The 14,124-nt window shown below is 61.3% G+C and carries 13 protein-coding genes; 8 read left to right on the top strand and 5 right to left on the bottom strand.

Annotation, left to right across the window (positions count from 1 at the left end; translation table 11 throughout):
- Positions 1–183: 183 nt before the first annotated feature.
- The 5 genes from D3P04_RS01115 to D3P04_RS01095 all read left to right on the top strand — a co-directional run bounded on the left by D3P04_RS01115 (position 184) and on the right by D3P04_RS01095 (position 5,937).
- Positions 184–1,152 (top strand): carbohydrate kinase family protein, encoded by a 969-nt coding sequence (locus D3P04_RS01115; protein WP_119745055.1) that lies wholly within the window; start codon positions 184–186, stop codon positions 1,150–1,152.
- 63 nt (positions 1,153–1,215) lie between these two features.
- Complete coding sequence (locus D3P04_RS01110; RefSeq protein ID WP_232844848.1) at positions 1,216–2,172, top strand: substrate-binding domain-containing protein; 957 nt, start codon at positions 1,216–1,218, stop codon at positions 2,170–2,172.
- 76 nt (positions 2,173–2,248) lie between these two features.
- Positions 2,249–3,742: a sugar ABC transporter ATP-binding protein gene (locus tag D3P04_RS01105; RefSeq protein ID WP_119745601.1), complete on the top strand. Its 1,494-nt coding sequence runs from the start codon at positions 2,249–2,251 to the stop codon at positions 3,740–3,742.
- Positions 3,743–3,930: 188 nt separating this feature from the next.
- Positions 3,931–4,926, top strand: a complete 996-nt coding sequence (locus tag D3P04_RS01100; RefSeq protein ID WP_119745599.1) for an ABC transporter permease — start codon at positions 3,931–3,933, stop codon at positions 4,924–4,926.
- A 69-nt stretch (positions 4,927–4,995) separates the two neighbouring features.
- Positions 4,996–5,937: a sugar-binding transcriptional regulator gene (locus D3P04_RS01095; RefSeq protein WP_232844847.1), complete on the top strand. Its 942-nt coding sequence runs from the start codon at positions 4,996–4,998 to the stop codon at positions 5,935–5,937.
- Positions 5,938–6,140: 203 nt separating this feature from the next.
- Here D3P04_RS01095 and D3P04_RS01090 read toward each other — a convergent pair whose 3' ends face one another.
- On the bottom strand, positions 6,141–7,124 hold the full coding sequence (locus tag D3P04_RS01090; RefSeq protein WP_119745051.1) for an aldo/keto reductase: 984 nt from the start codon (positions 7,122–7,124) through the stop codon (positions 6,141–6,143).
- Between the two features lie 264 nt (positions 7,125–7,388).
- Here D3P04_RS01090 and hmgA point away from each other — a divergent pair, with 264 nt between their 5' ends.
- Genes hmgA through maiA form a run of 3 tightly spaced genes read left to right on the top strand, consistent with a single transcriptional unit; the run spans position 7,389 to position 10,697 of the window.
- Entirely contained in the window at positions 7,389–8,741 is a 1,353-nt protein-coding gene (hmgA, locus tag D3P04_RS01085) for a homogentisate 1,2-dioxygenase (protein WP_119745049.1), read from the top strand.
- A 46-nt stretch (positions 8,742–8,787) separates the two neighbouring features.
- The gene (fahA, locus tag D3P04_RS01080; RefSeq protein ID WP_119745047.1) at positions 8,788–10,005 is read left to right on the top strand and encodes a fumarylacetoacetase; all 1,218 of its coding nucleotides are present in this window, start codon (positions 8,788–8,790) and stop codon (positions 10,003–10,005) included.
- 2 nt (positions 10,006–10,007) lie between these two features.
- On the top strand, positions 10,008–10,697 hold the full coding sequence (gene maiA, locus D3P04_RS01075; RefSeq protein WP_119745045.1) for a maleylacetoacetate isomerase: 690 nt from the start codon (positions 10,008–10,010) through the stop codon (positions 10,695–10,697).
- Between the two features lie 73 nt (positions 10,698–10,770).
- Here maiA and D3P04_RS01070 read toward each other — a convergent pair whose 3' ends face one another.
- The 4 genes from D3P04_RS01070 to D3P04_RS01055 form a co-directional block, all read right to left on the bottom strand.
- On the bottom strand, positions 10,771–11,544 hold the full coding sequence (locus D3P04_RS01070; RefSeq protein WP_119745043.1) for an amino acid ABC transporter ATP-binding protein: 774 nt from the start codon (positions 11,542–11,544) through the stop codon (positions 10,771–10,773).
- A 28-nt stretch (positions 11,545–11,572) separates the two neighbouring features.
- A complete protein-coding gene (locus D3P04_RS01065) occupies positions 11,573–12,244 on the bottom strand; it encodes an amino acid ABC transporter permease (RefSeq protein WP_119745041.1) in 672 nt (223 codons plus the stop codon).
- A gap of 125 nt (positions 12,245–12,369) precedes the next feature.
- The gene (locus tag D3P04_RS01060) at positions 12,370–13,131 is read right to left on the bottom strand and encodes a transporter substrate-binding domain-containing protein (protein WP_119745039.1); all 762 of its coding nucleotides are present in this window, start codon (positions 13,129–13,131) and stop codon (positions 12,370–12,372) included.
- Between the two features lie 161 nt (positions 13,132–13,292).
- Positions 13,293–14,123, bottom strand: a complete 831-nt coding sequence (locus tag D3P04_RS01055; RefSeq protein WP_269902611.1) for a metal ABC transporter permease — start codon at positions 14,121–14,123, stop codon at positions 13,293–13,295.
- Between the last annotated feature and the right edge of the window lies 1 nt (position 14,124).

Genomic DNA, 14,124 nt, shown 5'->3' with positions numbered 1-14,124 from the left:
CGCCACGTCAGATCTAGCATTTGATCTTAAGTTATCAATAAAAAACTTTTGTTGCGGTATTTGGACTGATTTAGCGAAGATACGTTACAAATTCTTCGCAAAGCTGTGCAATTTACAATAACATCTGTATTGACTATTATACCAATGTGCGTTTCAATCCCCTCAGGATGAGGAGGAGACGCCATGCGGCACGATTATTCTGCAATGGGATTCTATACGTTCGATTGCCTCGGCTGGCCCGTTTCGGCCATCCCGCCGGGCGGTGGCACCTTTCTTATCGACGAGATCGCGATGGCCGTTTCCGGGGCCGCCGGCACGGCCGCCATCGCCGGCGCGAAAATGGGCCTGAAGACCCTGGCGGTTGGCGGCGTCGGAGAGGATTTGATGGGCGCCTGGGCGCTTGAGCAGATCGCATCCTACGGCATCGACATCTCGGGGCTGCAACACTGCCCCGGCGTTCCCACCTCAAGCTCTATCGTGCTGACCCGCGCGGATGGTTCGCGCCCGGCCCTGCATCTCAAGGGCGCAACCGGCGCATTCATCGTCGACAGACCGATGTTCGATTCCGTCACCGATGCAAGGGTCTTCCATCTTGGCGGCGTCGGACTGATGGACGCGATGGATGGCGAACGCAACGCCGCATTGATGCGCCATGCGAAAGAACGCGGCTGCATCACCACCGTGGATGTGTTCGCGGGAAGTCAGGACGACCTGCCGGATGTCGAGGCAGTTCTGCCCTATACCGATTATTTCATCCCCTCCATCGAAGAAGCCGAGGCCCTCAGCGGGATTTCAGATCTGCGCGGCATGGTGAAATTCTTCCACGACCGAGGCGCCGCATGCTGCGTGATCACCCTTGGCGAGCATGGCGCATATTACCATCATCGCGATGGCACCGCCTTCTCGGTTCCCGCCTTCGACATTGACGTGAAATGCACATGCGGCTGCGGCGATGTCTTCAATGCGGGTTTTGCTGTCGGCCTGCTGAACGGTCTGGACGCCCGGGATTCCGTCAGACTGGCACAGGCGAGTTCGGCATTGAACGCTACGGGGCTTGGATCCCAGGCAGGCATACAGGATCTCGCACAGGTGCGACAATTCATGAATTCCAATCCGACGCGCGCGTCGGAACGGCTCGCCGGGGCAGGCTAGGCAAGCGGCCCGGGGCGTAAACAGCCCGGCTTGCTTCGGGCATATTTCAAAAGGGAGAGAGAAATGACCACCCACTCAGGCAAGGGGGCAATGGTTGCTGCCCTGACGGCATTATGCATGGCTTTGCCGGCAAACGCCCAGTCACAGGCGGATTTGATCACGCCAGTCGAGGACGAACTGACATTCGTCTTCATCCCCAAGGTGATCCATCCGTGGTACGATGTGGTTCGTGAAGGCGGGCAGTTCGCCGTGGATGAGCTGGCCAAATCCGGCATCAAGGTCGAGATGATCTGGGATCAGCCGCCCACGGCCGATGTCGCCGACCAGAACCGGCGGATCGAGACCAATATCGGACGGCAACCCGACGGGTTGGCCGTTGCATGTCTGGATCAGGCCACCAATACGCAATTGCTGCGCGAGGCCAAAGAGGCCGGGGTGAATGTCTATACATTCAACAGTTTCTGCGACGAGGAGTTTCCCTTTGTCGGCCAGCGCGACAGCTATGGCGACGGCTACGATCTGGGCAAGTATCTTGCAGAGCATCTTGGCGGCAAGGGCAAGATCGGCATTCTTGCAGGCTCCCTGACCGCGACGGATCACGTCGAACGCATTCAGGGTTTCAAGGAAGCACTGAAAGAATATCCCGAGATGGAGATCGTGTTCGAGCAACCCGATAACGATATCCTCGAGGAAGCCGTCGCCCTGACGGAAAACGCGCTTCAGGCGCATCCCGATATCGCCGGGTTCTTCGGATCGAATGCGTCGAATCCCATCGGCGCGGCGCGGGCCGTCAAGAATGCCGGAAAGACCGGCGAAGTGGCTATCGTCGGGATGGACGACCTGCCCGAAGCCGTGGATTTCGTCTGCGACGGCACGATCACCGCGCTCAAGGCCCAGCGGCAATGGGATATCGGTTACTGGGCGGTCAAATACATGGTCGCGATGAATCAGAACCACACCTATCCGATGGATCACAACACCGGATCGCGGCTTATCACTCAGGATGATTGCGGCGAATAGGCCCCAGCGCGCGCAGGCTTCCCGCAGCTTGCGCGCCGCTTCCGCGGCGATCATCCAACAGCAAAGGCAAGGCACGATGACACAGGCGGCACCCCTTTTCGAAGTGCGCGACATTTCGCGCAACTTCGGCCCCGTTCAGGCACTGAACGGCGTTTCGCTGGCTCTGGACAAGGGCGAAACCCATTCGGTCATAGGAGAGAACGGCGCGGGGAAATCGACGCTGATGAATATCATCTGCGGGAAACTTCGGCCATCTTCCGGCAGTATTCATGTCGACGGGCGGGCCGTGGAATTCCATTCACCGCTGGACGCGCAGATGCATGGCATCGCGATCGCCCCGCAGGAGATCAACCTTGTGCCGCATCTGTCGGTGGCGGAAAACATCCTGCTTGGCGCGCATCGCGGACGCGCGGCGGCCATCGACTGGCGGGCCACCTATACCGATGCGGCATTCTATCTGCACGAGGTCGATGACAGCATCGACCCGCGCATGCCGGTCCGCGAACTCTCGAAAGCGCAGCAGCAGCTGGTCCAGATCGCGCGGGCGGCGGCGACACGCGCGCGCATCATCATCTTCGACGAACCGACCGCAGCGCTTACATGGCGCGAGACGGAAAAGCTGATGCGCTATATCCGCAAGGTCACAAGCGAGGGCCGGTCGGCCTTCTACATATCGCACCGGCTGGACGAGGTGCGCGAGTTGTCACAACGGATCACCGTCCTGCGCGACGGCATGAATGTCGGGGCCATTCCACCACAGGAAGCCACGCGCGAACGCATGGTCTCGCTGATGGCGGGGCGTCCGCCCAAGGCCGGCCGGCAGCCGATCCGACATCTGGATGAGGCAGAGACCATTCTGGACGTCCGGAACCTTGGCCGCGAGCACGAATTCCGCGATGTCTCCTTCACGCTTCGCAAGGGCGAGATACTCGGCGTCTCGGGCCTGATCGGATCGGGGCGCAGCGAGATGGCGAAATGCCTTTTCGGCGCCACCAGAGCCGATACCGGCACAGTCGCGCTGGAAGGGCGCGAAACCCGTTTCCGGGCGCCTCTGGACGCGATCAGGGCGGGGCTGATCTATCTTCCCGAAGAACGCAAGCAAGAGGGCATCTTCCCGCTTTTGTCCATCGCCGAGAACACCGCGCTGCCGACGCTCGATCGTTTCAGCGGCTGGCTGCGCATCCGCAACCGCGACATGCTGAACGAGGTCGGCGCGCTGGCGCGGCAGATGAAAGCGAAATTCGGCCGCCTCGGCGATCCGATCACCTCGCTATCCGGCGGCAATCAGCAGAAATTCATCATCGCCCGATGGCTGATGCGCGAGGCGAAAGTCCTGATCATGGACGAGCCGACACGCGGCATCGATGTCAACGCGAAGCTGGAAATCCAGACCGTCCTGCGCCGCCTTACCGAAGAGCGCGGGCTGTCCATCATCCTGATCTCATCCGAAATGGAAGAGCTTCTGGATGTCGCCGACCGGATTCTGGTCATGCATGAGGGCGAGGTGAAGGGATGCGTGAATCGCGATGGAACCACGCAGGAACGCCTGCTGGAACTGGCGATGAGCTGAGGGATGCGGGGTTCGTTCGGCCGTGACGGAAAGGCATCCGCCTCTGGCGAGGGCCCGGGGGCGCTGCCCGTCGCCTGCAGGTCTTTTGAACCGGTGGCGCGACCCGTCGGCGACCCCCGAGGTATTTGGACAAAGAAGAAGGGGTCGTTTCTTATCGGACCTGGCCTGTTCCAATGGGAGAAAGCGCGATGACAAACAATATCCAGACCGCCGCCGTGAATGATCGCGGCAATCGTGGCGGCAAGGCAATTCTGGCCCGCTTCTGGAAATGGGAAGCCAGCGGCATTCTTGTGGCATTGATCGTACTGGGCCTTGCGCTATCGCTGGCCACCGACAATTTCATGTCGTCCTACAACATGTCCGTCGTCGCCCGGCAGGCCGCCTTTGTCGGGCTGGTCGCGCTGGGTCAGACATTGGTGCTGCTGGTCGGCGGCATCGATCTGTCGGTCGGCGCGGCGGCAGGGCTTTCCGCGATCGTCGGCTCGATCGCATTGACCCAATGGGGTATCCATCCCTGGCTGATCATTCCCTTCACGATGCTTTTCGGCTTCGGCCTTGGCGCATTGAACGGCGTCTTCGTCGCCGGGCTGCGCCTGAATCCGTTCATCGTGACGCTCGCCACATGGGAGATATTCGCGGGGATGACACTGGTCATCACCAAGGGTTATCCCATCCGGCCGCTTGGCGAAGCCTTTACCGTGTTCGGGCAAGGAGAGCTCTTCGGCATCCCGCTGCCGGTGCTGATCTTCGGACTTGCCGCGATATGTCTGATCTGGGTGCTGAGCCAGACACGGCTGGGACGGAACATATTCGCCGTCGGAGGCAATCGCGACGCCGCCATCCTTGCCGGAATCAGGGTGAAAGCCATCGAATTCCTGGCCTTCGGACTTGCGGGCATGTTCGCGGCCCTGGCGGGGATCCTGTTCGCCAGCCGCATGGATGCGGGGCAACCCTCGGTCGGGGAAGGCTGGCTGATGGGCGCGATCACCGCCGCCATTCTGGGCGGAACTTCGCTACGCGGCGGACAGGGCTCGATCGTCGGAACCGTGCTGGGCGCCCTGCTGCTGGCGGTGCTGGCGAACGGGACCGTGCTGATGAACGTATCCGGTTTCTGGCAGCGGGTAATCGTCGGCGCTGTCGTTCTGGTCGCGGTATTGGTTGACCTTCTGCGCAGAAAATCCTGAACTCTGCGAAGACGAGTTGCGACGGTGCATGGATATGCGCCCAAGCCGAGGGCCGAAAAGGACGGGAATTTGAACGGGACCGATATCGCAGACGACCTGAAAACAAGAATCGCCTGGCTTTATCATGTCGAGGGCATGACCCAGGATGAGGTCGCCGATATCGTCGGTCTCAGCCGGACCCGCGTGTTGCGCATTCTGGCGGCGGCCCGCAATGACGGCACCGTCCAGATCCGGGTCACAAGCCGCGTTTCCCAATGCGTCGAACTTGAACGGCGGCTGGAGGAACGCTGGGGATTGCAGCGCGCCATCGTCATTCCCCGCCCGAAGGACCAGTCGATGATCCCGAAAATCATCGGCCGCGAGCTGGGAAGCTTTCTTTCGCAATCGGTCGGCCCGGACATGAGCATCGGCCTGGGCTGGGGCGGCACGCTGACCGCCGGCGTCACGGCAATCGAGCCTCGCAGCGAAAACGGGCTGAAGGTGATATCGCTGCTTGGCGGATTGACCAAGGTCAGCGTCGTCAACCCTTCGGAATTCGCATGGCGCGTAGCCGATCGCCTCTCGGCGGAATGCTATCTGATGGCCGCGCCGGTCTACGCGCCCGACGAGGCCACGCGCGATGCGCTGCTTGCCCATAGCGGCATCGCCGAGGTCCTGCACCGGGCCGGCAGGCTGGATCTGGCGATCCTTTCGGTCGGAGACCTGACGCCGCATTCGATCTTTGTCCGCTACGGCCTGCTGAGCGCCGAAGAGATCGCCTCGCTCGAACAGGCGGGCGCAGTGGGCGATGTCCTGTGCCGCTTCGTCAATGCCGAGGGCGAAATCGTTGATCACCCGGTCAATCGCCGCGTGCTAGCCGCCCATCCCGACGATATCCGCGCCGCCCGCCGGACCGTACTCGCATCCGGCGGCTGGCAGAAAGTCACGATCATCCGCGCCGCGTTGAAGATGCTTTCGCCCTCGGTGCTGATCACAGACGAAACCGTGGCCGAACGGCTGGCAGCCGGTTAGAGCATATCGCGCCCGCCCGGATCGCTTCCTTCCTCTGCTTCTTCTTTGTCCAAATACCTCGGGGGTCGCCGGCGGGTCGCGCCACTGGTTCGAGAGACCTGCCGGCGACGGGGCAGCGCCCCCGGCCATCGCGGGACGCAGGCCACTGGCGTTTCCGATGCGGCGCGTCTCACCCCGGGATGCCCGAGTTTCCCCGGTACCTGTCAGCAATAGCCCTCGGGCCCTTTCGACAATTCCTCTCCGTAGCGCGGTCCATGCGCCCAGCCGACAGGCAGAATCCGCTCGATCTCCTCCAACTGCTGCGAGGTCAGCGTGATCGTTCCGCCGTGGGCATTTTCCTGCATATGCGCGATGCTGCGCGAGCCGGGAAGGGCAATCACATGCGGCCCCCGTGACAGAACCCATGCAATGGCCAGCGTGGCCGGGCTATGGCCATTGTCATGCGCATATTCGCGGAAGGCCCGCAGACGGATCAGGTTACGGGGCCAGTTCTCGCCGTTGAAGCGCGGGATCCTGAGCCGTATATCCCCATCGCCCAGTTCTTTCGGTTCGGGCAGCGTGTCGGACAGCACCCCGCGCGCGATGGGCGAGAACGCCACCAGAGCGGCATCATGGCGCGCGCAACCTTGCAAAATTCCCAGTTCGGGTTGACGGGTCCAAAGCGAATATTCCGACTGCACCGCAGCCACCGGCCCCACCGCTGCCGCGCGCTCCAAGGTGGAGGGCGCGATCTCGGACAGGCCGATCGCGCCGATCTTGCCCTCGTCGCGGAATTTCAGCAGTGTCTCCATGATCTCTTCGATTGGCCGGGCGGCCTCGTGCCGGTGCAGGTAATAAAGATGGATATGCTCCACTCCCAGCCGCTTCAGCGAAGCGTCCAGGGATTGCCGCATATGCGTGGGTGAGTTGTCGAAAGGATGATCGGGGTTGCGGGTGATTCCGCATTTGCTGGCCAGCACCACGCGATCGCCATGGTCCTTCAGAAACCGCGACAGCAGCTCTTCGGCGCGGCCCATGCCGTAGACATTCGAGGTATCGAAATGATCGACCCCCATTTCAAGGCAGGCAGCCATGCAGCGCAGGCTTTCTTCCGGGTCAGCCGGTCCATAGGCCCCGACGAAATTCATCGTCCCAAGCGCCACCGCGCCAATCATCGGGCCATCCTGACCCAGTCGCCGTTTCTGCATTTTTCGTCTCCTGCTCTGCTGCCGCAATCCTGCCCTCTGCCGGTTCGGATGAAAAGCCATGTTGACGGGCCGAATATGCGGTCATGACGCAAAGGCTGCGTCCGGTCAGGCGGCATGAACGGACCCCAAAACCGACCGCTCCCCGCTCCGAAGCGAGCGAATCATTGACATCATTGCTGTTGCAATGAATATTCGTTGCATCGGCAATGAAATTCGCGCCCGACGGAGGTGATAGCCTTGACCACTCATGAAACCGCCACGGGGATGGTTCGCGGGACCACGGCGATCGGCACGACGAAAGGCTATATGCCGGGCTTCGGCAACGATTTCGAAACCGAGGCCCTGCCCGATGCCCTGCCGCAAGGACAAAACAGCCCGCAGAAATGCAATTACGGCCTCTATGCCGAACAGCTTTCGGGCACCGCCTTTACCGCGCCGCGCGGCCAGAACGAGCGGACATGGTGCTATCGTATCCGCCCCTCGGTGCATCATACCGGGCGTTTCGCGCCGATCGACGTGCCCTATTGGAAAACCGCGCCGAATATCCTGCCGCATGATCCCCACCGGCAGAATATCACAAGCCTTGGCCAGTATCGCTGGGATCCGATTCCGGTCCCCGACGAGGATCTGACATGGATCACCGGGATGCGCACGATGACTACGGCGGGCGATGTCAATATCCAGATGGGCATGGCCAGCCATGTCTATCTGGTCACCCGCTCGATGCAGGACGAGTATTTCTTTTCCGCCGACAGCGAATTGCTGATCGTGCCGCAGGAAGGCCGGCTGCGGTTCTGCACTGAACTGGGCATCATCGATCTTGAGCCGAAGGAAATCGCCATCATCCCGCGGGGCCTTGTCTATCGCACCGAAGTTCTGGAAGGCCCCTGCCGCGGCTTCGTCTGCGAGAATTACGGACAGAAATTCGACCTGCCCAACCGGGGGCCGATCGGTGCGAACTGCCTGGCTAATCCGCGCGACTTCAAATGCCCCGTCGCAGCTTTCGAGGATCGCGAAACGCGGTCCCGCGTCGTGATCAAATGGTGCGGCCAGTTTCACGAGACATGGATCGATCATTCACCGCTGGATGTCGTGGCATGGCATGGGAATTACTGCGCATATAAATACGACCTGCGGACCTATTCGCCGGTCGGCGCAATTCTGTTCGATCATCCCGATCCCTCGATCTTCACCGTGCTGACCGCTCCTTCAGGGCAGGAGGGGACGGCGAATATCGATTTCGTGCTGTTCCGGGAACGCTGGGCGGTCGCCGAACACTCGTTCCGCCCGCCCTGGTACCACAAGAACATCATGTCCGAACTGATGGGCAATATCTACGGGGTTTACGATGCCAAGCCGCAGGGCTTCGCGCCGGGGGGGATCAGCCTGCATAACTGCATGCTGCCCCACGGTCCCGACCGGGACGCCTTTGAAGGCGCGTCGAACGCGGATCTGAAGCCCGAGAAGCTGGACCATACCATGTCCTTCATGTTCGAGACGCGCTTCCCTCAGCACCTGACCGAATTCGCGGCGAAAGAGGCTCCGATGCAGGAAGAATATATCGAGGTCTGGGATCATCTCGAGAAGAAGTTCGATGGCACGCCGGGCGTGAAATGAGGACAGCCGGGGGCTTCACACCCCCGGACCCCCGCAGGATATCCGCATGAAGAAGAAGGAGGGGCCGGTGCGTTCATGGCTGGCAAGCGCCAATAGGGAGGGATGCGATTTTCCCGTGCAGAATCTGCCTTACGGGGTTTTTTCCGTTGGTGACGGGGCGGCGAGATGCGGGGTGGCCATCGGCGACATGATCGTTGATCTGGCCGCCTGCGAAGCGCGGGGGCTGTTCGACACGGGCGACGCCTTTTCCGAACCGCAACTGAACGCCTTCATCGCGCAGGGGCGCGCGAAATGGGATGAGAACCGTACCCGGCTGACCGAATTGCTGACAGAGGGCGGCGACGAATCGCTGCCTTTGGTGGCGATGAGGGATGCGCGGCTGCATCTGCCGATCCGGGTGACGGAATTCACCGATTTCTATTCGTCGCGCAACCATGCCTTCAATGTCGGTCTGCTATTTCGCGGTGCTGAAAACGCATTGCCGGCGCAATGGACCCATATGCCCATCGGCTATAACGGCCGGGCCTCGTCGGTGGTCGTGTCCGGCACGCCGATCCGCCGCCCGATGGGACAGCTTCGCGGGGTGAACGGGCCGGAATGGGCCGCCTGCCGACGGCTGGATCTTGAACTGGAACTGGGCGCGATCGTCGGGGCCGACAGTCCCATGGGCCAGCGTGTGAGCGTCGAAGAGGCCGAGGGGATGATCTTCGGCTATGTGCTGCTGAACGATTGGTCGGCGCGTGACATTCAGGCTTGGGAATACCAGCCGCTGGGTCCGTTTCAGGCCAAGGCTCTGGGCACGACGATCAGCCCCTGGATCGTGACGCAGGCCGCGCTCGAGCCTTTCCGCTGCGAAGGCGCGGCAAGGGACAATCCGCTGCTGCCCTATCTGCATGAAAGCCGTCCGGGCTTTTACGATCTGGCCATCGGCTGGAGGATGAACGGGCAGAAGGTGGCGCAAACGAACTATAACGTGATGTATTATTCCAGCGCCCAGCAATTGGCGCATCACACGAGTTCGGGCTGCCCGATGCGGGTCGGCGATTTGCTGGGCAGCGGGACGATCTCGGGACCGGCGCCCGAACAGACCGGCGCGCTGCTGGAAATGACACAGGGCGGCAAAAATCCGGTCACGGTGAACGGCGAGCCCCGCAGCTTCATCGAGGATGGCGATGAGATCGACCTGTTCGCCCATGCCGAAGGCGATGGCTACCGTATCGGGTTCGGCCCCTGCAGCGGGCGGGTCCTGCCCGCGGTCGAATGATCATGCATGGCTCGGGAAAGCAAAACGGAGGCACTGCGAGGCAAACCGCATCCCCCGGGATCGTGCTGCATGATTACTGGCGATCCTCGGCCTCTTACCGGGTGCGCATCGCGCTTGCACTGAAAGGGATCGCCCATGACAGGATATCGGTCGATCTGGCGACGGGGCAGCAGCGGGATCCGGCATATCTGCGCCTCAATCCGCAAGGTCTGGTCCCGGCGCTGGAGATCGACGGCCTGATCCTGACCCAGTCGCTGGCAATCATCGAATATCTGGAGGAAACCCGGCCCGTGCCGCCGCTTCTGCCGGACAGCCCCGATGCCCGCGCCCATATCCGCGCCCTGACGCTTGCCATCGCCTGCGAGATCCATCCGGTTTCGAATCAGGGCACTCTCGGGCGTGTCGAGAAGCTTGCCGGAACCGCGGCGCGACTGGAATGGAACCGGGACAATATCATCCGCGGCCTGACCGCATTCGAGATCATGCTGGATCATCCCGGCCATATCGGGCGCTTCTGTTACGGGGACATCCCGGGTCTGGCCGACTGCGCCCTGATTCCGCAACTTTACAACGCCACGCGCTGGGGCGTGAGCTTCGGCCATCTGCCCCGGATCGCCGCCGTGGCGCTAAACTGCGAGACGCATCCCGCCTTTCAGGCCGCTCATCCCGACAATTGCACCATGCCTGCCTGATCACATGTCCTCAGGCCCCGTGACATGGGACCGGTTGCCGACCTTCCCGCGCCGGGCCGAACCGGCATTCTGCCTAATGCTTCAGCACCCGCGACAGGAAGCTCTGGGTCGGGGCCTGTTGAGGGGAATCAAAGATCTGCTCGGGGCGGCCCTGCTCGGCAATCCGGCCCTTGTCGATGAAGATCACCCGGTCCGCGACCTCGCGCGCGAAGCCCATCTCATGGGTCACGATCATCATCGTCATCCCCTCATTGGCCAGTTCGCGCATCGCATCCAGAACCTCGCCGATCATCTCGGGATCAAGCGCCGAGGTCGGCTCGTCGAACAGCATCAATCGCGGCTCCATGGCCAGCGCCCGCGCAAGCGCCACCCGCTGCTGCTGCCCGCCGGAAAGCTGCGAGGGATATTTTCCGGCCTGATCGCCGATCCCCACCCGCGCCAGAAGCCGCTGCGCCGTCGCCTCGGCCCTGTCACGGTCCCAGCCGCGGACCTTCATCGGCGCAAGCACCACATTGTCCAGCACGCTCAGATGCGGAAACAGATTGAATTGCTGGAAGACCATTCCGACTTCGGTACGGATCTTCTGCAATGCCTTTGTGGCCTTGCCATTGGGCAGCAGGGTATTGCCGTCCACTTCCAGCTCACCTTGCTGGAATTCCTCCAGCCCGTTGACGCAGCGGATCAGCGTCGATTTGCCAGAGCCACTGGCCCCGATAATGACCACCACCTCACCGGGCGTCACTGTCAGGTCGATATCCTTCAGCACATGCAGCTCGCCGTAATGCTTGTTGAGCTTGCTCAGATGCACGATCGGCGGGGAACCGGATGCCTGCCTGTCTTGCGTCATGTCGGGCTTCCTTCTTTCCTTGCTCCGCTCATTGACCCACCAGCCCCTTGCGCTCAAGCAGGCGCAGGGCAAGCGACAATGACAGGGTGATCACCAGATAAAGCAGCGCAACCATCAGATAGACCTCCAGCGCGGTGAAGGTGGTGGCGATATAGATCTGCCCCTGACGCACCAGTTCGCCGACCCCGATCACCGAGAACAGCGAGGTATCCTTGATGCTGATAATACCCTGATTGCCCAGCGGCGGGATCATCCGCCGGAACGCCTGCGGCCAGATGACATAGCGGAACGCCTGCCCGCGCGACAGGCCCAGCGACAGCCCGGCTTCGCTTTGGCCGCGTTCGATCGATTGCACGCCGCCGCGGACGATCTCCGAGATATAGGCGCCGGAATTGACGGCGATGGCGGCGATCCCCGCGACCAGCGCATTGATGGGACCGCCCAGCAATTGCGGCAGGCCATAGAAGATGAACAGCACCTGAACCAGAACCGGCGTGCCCCGGAAGATCTCGATATAGATGATCGCAGGCCAGCGCAGCCATGCCGTCCGGCTGATCCTCAGAAGGCCGACAACGATCCCGATGAAGAACCCGATTGCCAGCCCCCCGAAGGAAATCAGCAGCGTATAGGGAATGCCGGCCACAAGATGCGGCAGCGAGGCGAAGGCCGCTTGCCAGTTGAATTGAAAGGTGACGTCCAAAAGGAATCTCCGTCAGGATGCGGTCAACGCGTTCCACAGCATGATTGCAGGCACGTCATCGGGTTCATGGTCATGGGCGGCGGCGCGACCCCAGGGGCCGACACCGCATTGCCGGGGCGCGCGGATCACTCGCCGCTTGGGCTGCCGAACCATTTCGTATGGATCTCGTCGTAGGTTCCATCCTCTTTCATGGCAGCCAGGGCTTCGTTCACGGGCTCTACCCACTCGCTGCCCTTGACCAGCACGATCCCGTATTGCTGACCTTCATAGAGTTCACCGACCGTCTTCGCCCGGCCCTTGCCCTGGGTCTGCGAGAAATAGCCGACATTGGGCGCGTCATAGAAAACCGCATCGGCAGATCCGCCCAGCAGCGCCATATACATATCGCTGGAGCCCGGATAAGGGGTGATTTCCGCGCTGTCGCCCAGATTTTCCTGAAGATAATCGAAACTGGTCGAGCCAATCTTGGTCGCGACGGTCTTGCCTTCGAGATCCTCTATGGATTCGATACTGTCATCATTGGCATTGACCAGAAGACGAAGACCGCTGTCGTAATAAGGCGAAGAGAAATCGACGATCTTGGCGCGTTCGTCGGTGATGGTGATGCCTGCGATGGCAATATCGACATTGCCGGTCTGTACGGCGGGAATGATACCGTTGAAATCCATGGTTCTCATGTTGATTTCAAAGCCGGCACGCTCGGCCACCTCGTTGATGATATCCATGTCGAAACCGACCATCTCGCCGGATTCCTGATCCATCATCTCGAACGGCACGAAACTTGGGTCCGTGACGACATCAAGGGTCTCGCTTTGGGCATGTGCCATTCCCGCAAGCCCGATGCCAAAGCAGGACAGCAGCAGCATTGATTTCAATGAATATTTCATAACGCGTTCCCTCGCCCGGATAACTTCATACTGCCGCCACTATGTCGGACAGCCGAAGGAGGGTCAAGTTGACGACCGGGCGAGGCAAGGCCAGTAAACCGCGGTTCCGCGATGCCGGGCCACCCGAAAAACCTGATATCCGCTCCCGCCGCCGGGCTTCGTCAGACCGTGGCCGAGGCCCGCCTGACCTTGAACATCCGGCGGACGAAGGCGAACAGGAATATCGCCGTCAGGATCAGAATGATGGTCGGTGCCGGTGCGCTGTCCAGAAAGAAGCTGAGATAGGTTCCCCCCAGCATCGACAGCATGCAGACCATCACGGACACGGCCAGCATTTTCCCGAAACTTCGCACCAGAAGGAACGCGATGGCACCGGGTGCGATCAGCAGCCCGACCGCAAGGATCAGTCCCGTCGCCGAAAGCGTCGCGACGATGGTAAGCGACAGGATCGTCAGCAACCCGTAATGCAGCAGCCCTACCGGCAGGCCCGAGGCCCGCGCCTGTACCGGATCGAAGGCATGCAGCATCAGGTCCTTCCATTTCAGCAGCAGGGCTGCCGCGACAAAGACCGAGATCAGCCCCGCCGTCCACAGATCCTGCAGCCCGACGCCCAGCATGTTCCCGAACAGGATATGGTCAAGGTGGATATTGGTATGGATCGAGACATAGATCACCAGCCCAAGCCCGAACATGCCGGAAAAGACCACCCCCATGACGGTGTCCTGTTTCACCCGGCTGTTCTCGGACAGGTAGCCGGTGGCAAGCGCGGTCACCATGCCCGCCGCAAAAGCCCCCAAGATCAGCGGGAAGCCAAGAATATAGGCCAGAACGATCCCCGGCAGCACCGCGTGACTGATTGCATCTCCCATCAGGGCCCAACCCTTGAGCACAAGGAAACAGGACAGCAACGCCGTGGGCACCGAGACGATCATCGAGATCCAGAAGGCGTTCTGCATGAAGCCGAACTGGAACGGCATCAGAAGCGTCTCCATC

This window comes from Paracoccus onubensis (assembly GCF_003591515.1).
In the GTDB taxonomy this organism is placed as follows: domain Bacteria; phylum Pseudomonadota; class Alphaproteobacteria; order Rhodobacterales; family Rhodobacteraceae; genus Paracoccus; species Paracoccus onubensis.
Note: the sequence above shows the minus strand (reverse complement) of the source record. Positions and strands in the feature narration are given on the sequence as shown.